The organism is Pseudoalteromonas sp. S8-8 (assembly GCF_000497875.1).
Taxonomy (GTDB): domain Bacteria; phylum Pseudomonadota; class Gammaproteobacteria; order Enterobacterales; family Alteromonadaceae; genus Pseudoalteromonas; species Pseudoalteromonas arctica.
In genome coordinates this window covers 39,214-45,213 of record NZ_AUTR01000030.1, presented here as the reverse complement: position 1 = coordinate 45,213, position 6,000 = coordinate 39,214, and the positions used below count along the sequence as shown (strand labels likewise).

Sequence of the window (6,000 nt, the reverse complement as noted above, 5' to 3'; positions counted from 1 at the left end):
CCCTCGGTTTGTTTTACCATGACTGCGCTTGTGATATTTCTTACCGTGTCGGCGCAGATGTAGGTATAACTCACCACCTGCTTTTTTATCTCCCCAGATATACAGATAAATGCATTCATGGCTGACAGACCGTTCACTTTTTTTACGCAACCATCCCGTTATTTGTTCAGGACTCCACTTCTCATTAAGCTTCTGGGTAATTAAAGCCATCATTTCAGGTGTCATCTTAAGCGGTTTTCTTACACTTCTTCGGCGAAACAAAGCCCGCTCATGAGCTTGTTTATGTCTGTAACCTCGCTTACCTGTATTTCTAGAAAGCTCTCTTGAAATCGTAGATTGCGATAAATCAGTTAGCTCAGCAATACTTTGTTGCGTAAAACCACTTTTCTTTAGAACGGCGATCTGGCATCTTTGCGCATAGGTCAGTTGTTTGTAATGTCTCATTGTAAAATCTCTTGCCGGAGAAAAAGCAGTTAGCTTATGAGCAACTGACCACTTAATCTAGCCAAAACAAGTTATGCACTTACAATTTGAATCTAGGTTATAAAAAAAAGCCATTGCTTACAATTACATTTATAGCGAGCATTACGTAACAAGCTAGCAAGTTATATAGCAGACCTACGGCCACAACTTAACTTGCCTATTATTAATGAAATAACGAAAGACTTTTCATAATGACTGTTTTTTATAATTATTTAGAGCAAATTATCCATGACGTCATTGTATAGATCATCTTCACCAACATGCAGATATAATTCTGTAGTAGAGATTTGACTATGACCTAGCAACAACGAAATATTTTTGATATTAGCCCCATTATTGTAAAGGTTTGTTGCATAGCTGCGGCGCAATGAATGCGGAGGTGGGGCGTTGTATTTCACACACAATTTAAATATCGCATCAGAACTCATTGCTTTATTTTGTAAGTGCCCCCCTTTTAGAATACTTACAAAAAGAGGATCATTTTCATTAGAATACTTATAAATTTTAAACCATTGTTTAATAGCTTCAGTAACTACTGGGTGTAAAGCTACTTTACGCTCTTTATTGCCTTTACCTATAACTCGAAGTGATTTTTCCCGAACGTCACCCACCTTTAAACTAGCCGCTTCTAACCTCCGCAACCCGCAACGTGTTAGTATCGAAAATAACGCATAATCCCGAACATTAGCGACATGATTGCCAATTTTAGCACCATTCTCCCCTATTCCTGATTGTATTTTATTGAGTAAATCGCACACTCCTTTATGGTCTAATAGCTCATATTCTTTGCTACGCGAGCCTGCTTTTGGCTTTATGAACTTAATGGCATCACGTTGTAACGTACTCATATACCCAAGTAAATAAGCGTGCTCAACAACTTGTTTTACTATAGAAATGTACAAGGTTATCGTCTTTGGTGCATAATTTCCTTTAGACTTAAAACTATTAATTAAACTATTTAATGCAACCCCGCTAAAGTTTTGCCAGTTAATATCATAGATTGAATCCCTGCCCATATGCTTAGCTATCGCTTTCAAAACCCTTGCTGCAGTTTCTTTAGAGGCTTCAGAGGTTAGCGATAATATATAATTATATATCGGACATTGCGCATCTTTGTAGATAATTGTTTTATTGTGCCTGCCATTGGAAACGGCCAAATCTTTACGCACTTCAAATAGCTCTTTTGCAAATCGTGTCACGATGAACCTTTCTTTGTATTTTGTTGTAGTAGAATTAAAATAAATAGTTTAATGTTAATCTCTGAAATTAAACCCGTACATCACATTTGTTCACTTTAACAACACCTTAGTTCAAATCGCCCAATATATTTATGTACGCTATAAGTACGAAAATTATAATTTCCATACTGGTCACATTAACTTCAAAAATAGCTCTTGTAAATCACTATTTACGATAGCTATTTTTATGTTAAATTGGACTTTAAATAAAAAACTCAGGCTAACTCACCTAAGTTTTTAAATTTCATTTTTTGAGCTTTTTTACATGTTTTGGAGTGTAAATCATAAAACTAAAGGCAATTAATAATATTAAGCCCAAAGCAGCTGTAAATAACTCGGCTATTAGTGTAACTGATAAATTGTGTGCCACACCCGACACAATTAATGAAAGCAGCAATATGAACACGGGTATAATCACTTGGCTTGCATAACACGACAGTAAATATATCGCCGCGTTCGGACCACCCATAAAGTTACACTTTTTAAAAACATAAAAAGTAGCAAAATGACTAATCAAATAAATAATGACAAATAAAAAAACTAACACACCCCAATCCTTCTGAACGGTTTATTTAAAAATTATGTCACACTTTCATATCTAAGCTACTAAGCTAGAGAGGGTCAATATATAAGCTCTAATAAAATAGTGTTTTTTATAAAGCACGATATAAACACACTAACCAACTGATTGATAACAATAAAATCACATACTCAAAACTGTAATTAGTGCGGAGAAGTTGATTTTTTACTGTGCTTAACATTACCGTAATGATTTTCTATAAACCAAATTAAATAGTCAGGGTCGTTCATTAGCTTATAAAGCTTGCGTTGGTATCGCCCTACTGCATAAGCATTATGGCTGATGTCCTTCAATATTTGCTCAATATATTTGATTGGTTTCTCTTTGGGTTCAAGATCTACATTAGGTGCTTCGTCTTTTTTATCAAACTCAATTGCCAAGCTTGGGTGGTACTGAGCTATAAAATTTTCAAGTGCATCACTTTTAGTGCTCAACCTTATAATTTTATTTCTCATCCTAGAGCGAGTATTTCTAACATCCGTTAATTTTCGCTTGGCGTTAATAACTTCAACGTCAACACAAGTCATGTAGTTGTCCGAAGCTGCTGGGGATAAAGGTGTTTTGCTCATGGAGATATTGCTTATTATCTGTAATTTATCTTTAAGAGCGTAGTCCTGGTCAGGCTCTCAGTTAAAAGCATAAAACACCCTTTTATGGGGTGTTTTATGCAGGCGAAAATGCTTAAACTATATCTTTCTTTTCATCTATGTAAGCTAGCGCTTCTTTTATAGGCCCCATTCTGTTCATGTTAGCGACAGTCGTTAAAGCTATAACAACAATATAGCCAAGGAATAAAACCATATATGCTGTATTTGAACTTTTAGTCATAAAGTACGTTACCAGAGCTATTATCCCACCAAATATGGTCCAAAATATTGAATAAGTGAACATATTGAGTGCAAAGAGGGCTTTCATGGCCGTTAACGCTGGCTTCATTTCTATATCTGAAATGTGATCAAATTTACCATCTTGAGTTTTTACACCGATTATCGTGCGCTTGGGTGTTGAACGCTCCATAACTTCCATGTAATCAATGGTGAATTGTTCGCCAACACCTTTAACTAGATGTCTATTTATAACGTCAGGTACTTGCATATTTCCATATTTAATACCGTCGAACTCTAAGTAGTCATAAATATTCACGGTAGTTTTATGTGTTTTTTCCGTAAAACTTTCTGTGATGTCAGTGAGTTTACCTGTGAGCTGATGAATCATGTTATTCCCTCTTTGTGGTTTCTTGCATTTAAAAATTCACATGGACGTTCAACACATGTAGTCATTGGCTGTGTAAAGCCAATTCACAACACTGAATGTATTTAGGTCCAAAAAAAACAGAAAATAAAACCCTATTGGTATTTTGATAATCTGTATTGCACGAATTATGACACACTTGAATGTTTAGGCTACAAAGCTAGAAGGGGTGAATATAGTGACTCTAATTTGTTATTTTTACTAATAACGAGCGCATAATTAAATAACGGGGCTGATACAACCGCACTTAATAGCACAGATGATGTTGGTTTGTTTGGGTAGGTGAATACATAAAGGCAACTTCTATCCTCTTCATTTGCGAATAAAACAGATTGAAAATGTAAGGAAGCATGCTTTTGGTATTATTCTAGAGGTGCGAGCTGCGTTAATTGATGTCATTAACTAAATAGATTGAACCACAAAAATTATAAAATAATAACTAATCTTTATTTTTATGCTTCAAGGCATACAAACCACCAGCAAGTGAAAATATTGTAATAGTTAAAACTATAATAGTCGCAATTTGAATTGTATTCATAAATACCTCGAAGTAGTTTAATAATAATTATACACAAAGCTATTAAATATAAAAAGCGCACTGAGATTAGTAATCTTTACTAGCTTCAAATTATTAGCTTGTGGCCTTAACTGCAAATAAATAAAGACCTGATAAAATTGATACGACAAACGTCAATATAGCTACAGGTAAGTTAAGCTCAATTAATGAATTTGAAGTTGCTTCAAAAATATTGGTAAATTATATACCTACTTATTTGACTTGCCGACTGCACTAACCTTTCCATTTGACCATCTTATGAAGAGGGTGTTCCCTACTCGCCATTCAGTAATCTTTTTAATCATTCTTCCAATTTTCCTTTATTAACATTCCCAAACCACAGAATAAGCATGCCAAGCGCGGCACAAGCGACGATACCAAAAACAACCCAGACAGGGTCATCATTTGCCGATATTGAACTAATCATATTTACTAATTTCTACTTTCTTTTGCGTAGTAAATCTATAGCTGTCTTCTGTTTTTTTACTTCAACTAACAAGTTCATCTTATGCGTGTAAGCATCCTGTAACTTAGCATCAGTCTCTTTGAGTGCAGCTTTTACAGATTCGAGTTCTTTACTTAATGCTAAATTAGCATCATTTAACGCAGTTAAATCTTTATCTTCTGATTCCGCTATCTCATTTAAATTAATGTGATTAGGGCTTATATCATTATTATAAATTTCAAAATTGTCAGTTTCTTCCTGTAAAGCTAAATTAGAAGCTTTCAGCGTTTTTAGTTCGTTTTGTAATGCAGTTTTTACTTCGGTGAGTTCATTAACTTTATTTTTATTGTCTTCTAGCGCCTGGGTAGCATCTTCAAGCTCTGCATTAACTTTTTCATTCTGCTTTATAAGGGCTTCATTACTTAAGAGTAATTTAGCGTTTCTTTCATCTAGCGTTTGTGCGAGAGCCTTGCTTTCACTAGCTAATGCTTTCTGTGAAGTTAGCTCTTCTACTAGTTCTTGGTTCAACCTACTACTAGACAGATTTTTTGTTCTCAACTGTTCAATTTGTGTATCTAGCTCCTTTACGGCCAGAGAATGCGTGCGAGTCAGTTCCTCCAGAGCTTTTTGATATTGTGCATCATTTTCTTGATTTTCATTAGCAAGCTCTCGACTCTGCATTAACTGCCTCTCAAGTAGCTCTATCCTTGTTTCGCTTGCCACTTGCTTAAGACTCAGTGCCTCATATTCAGCTTTGAATTGTGATAGTTCTTGCTCGGCTATTAAACGCTGTCTATTAGCTTCATTAAATTGGTTTTTATAGCGTAGTTCTGCCTCTTTTTCCTTTAGCGCCAATTCATCCATAAACGTTTGTGCAAAGTTAGATGACAATGCAAATTTGTTATCAAACCATTCCTTTTGCTCTTGGGCCCTAATAGTCTTCCAAGATAGTAAGTGTTTATGAGCTGTGCTCGTGCTTTTAATTTCAGGGATCAACGACAAAAGCATAGGAATGTTGGGCTCAATACCTTTTTTTACTAAGTTATTACACAACTCATGAATCATTTTTTTGTGATTTAATGAAGTGGTTTTTGCAGACATTGGTATTACCTACTTTTAAACATGATTGAATTATACACACGCTTGTTCATATAGGCAATTACGGCAAATAGTATCGCTCTTATCGCGAAACAATTTCGCCATTAGCGAGGGAATAGTTTCGCAATTAATTACAATATGAACGAGCTTAAAACCAGACGCCAAAATCAAAAAAGCCATATAAATCATTGTTTATATAGAACTTTATACTTAACCACTAACTAAGTTAGTTATTTGAATTTAAATTTACAGAAATAAAAATATTAATAACTCTAAAATATCCATGTTAAATACAGAAAAAAACGCGAAAGCTTTCGCACTAACTTTCGCAGTTTTTACGAAATTTTAT

5 protein-coding genes are annotated in these 6,000 nt (G+C 34.7%); all 5 read right to left on the bottom strand.

Translation table 11 applies throughout. From position 1 onward, the window contains the following. A partial coding sequence (locus tag L659_RS0109075; protein ID WP_024590322.1) for an IS30 family transposase occupies positions 1 to 444 on the bottom strand: 444 nt, incomplete at its 3' end. Positions 445 to 695: 251 nt separating this feature from the next. Continuing rightward, positions 696 to 1,682 (bottom strand): tyrosine-type recombinase/integrase, encoded by a 987-nt coding sequence (locus L659_RS0109070; RefSeq protein WP_024590321.1) that lies wholly within the window; start codon positions 1,680 to 1,682, stop codon positions 696 to 698. Between the two features lie 762 nt (positions 1,683 to 2,444). Further along, positions 2,445 to 2,870 carry a hypothetical protein gene (locus L659_RS0109060; protein WP_024590319.1) on the bottom strand — a complete coding sequence of 142 codons (426 nt, stop codon included), beginning with the start codon at positions 2,868 to 2,870 and terminating at the stop codon, positions 2,445 to 2,447. Positions 2,871 to 2,982: 112 nt separating this feature from the next. Further along, on the bottom strand, positions 2,983 to 3,516 hold the full coding sequence (locus L659_RS0109055; protein ID WP_024590318.1) for a hypothetical protein: 534 nt from the start codon (positions 3,514 to 3,516) through the stop codon (positions 2,983 to 2,985). 1,031 nt (positions 3,517 to 4,547) lie between these two features. Beyond that, positions 4,548 to 5,654 (bottom strand): hypothetical protein, encoded by a 1,107-nt coding sequence (locus tag L659_RS0109035; RefSeq protein WP_024590317.1) that lies wholly within the window; start codon positions 5,652 to 5,654, stop codon positions 4,548 to 4,550. Positions 5,655 to 6,000 lie beyond the last annotated feature (346 nt).